The sequence below is a fragment of the Rhizobium sp. UFLA01-1127 genome (assembly GCF_059803845.1).
In genome coordinates, this window is the sequence record NZ_JAUQTZ010000320.1 from 1 (window position 1) to 596 (window position 596).

The following is a 596-nucleotide window of genomic DNA, read 5'->3' on the forward strand; positions in this document are numbered from 1 at the left end:
GCATTGAATGGGTTGTCTATTCGAAGCCGCCATTCGGCGGTCCAGATCAGGTGCTCGCCTATCTCGGCCGTTACACCCATCGTGTCGCAATCGCAAACAGCCGCATCGTTCATGCCGATGGCGACCATGTCGCCTTCCAGTGGAAAGACTATCGTGGCAACGGCCGCGATCGCGAGAAGATCATGCGTCTTCATCCCCACGAATTTATCCGGCGCTTTCTCCTTCATGTGCTTCCAGACAGCTTCCACCGCATGCGCCATTTCGGCTTTCTCGCCAATTGTCATCGGCGGGATCGTATCAGTCTCTGCAGAAGCCTCCTCGGCCAACCTTCACCAACAAGCGGGCAACCCAATTCGGCCAAATCGCAGCAGGCCCATTCCCAAGAATGCCCCGACTGCCGGCGCCCCATGCGCCGAACTAACATCACCATCACCCCTGTAGCACCGCCTCGACCATCATCCTTTCGGTGCGATACATCATGATGCCCGACAATCTGCCCCTCAGAATATTCCCACTCGTTCAGCACGTCGTCGGCGAACGATATCGCTCGACCTCAGCCAGCTCAAAAGTCTGCGGATCCCTTCCAATATTGCAGC

General features: G+C 56.9%; 1 protein-coding gene. It reads left to right on the forward strand.

Annotated elements, in window-relative coordinates:
* On the forward strand, positions 1 to 482 hold a 482-nt coding region (locus Q4Q11_RS32015), incomplete at its 5' end, for an IS91 family transposase (RefSeq protein ID WP_498572004.1).
* Positions 483 to 596 lie beyond the last annotated feature (114 nt).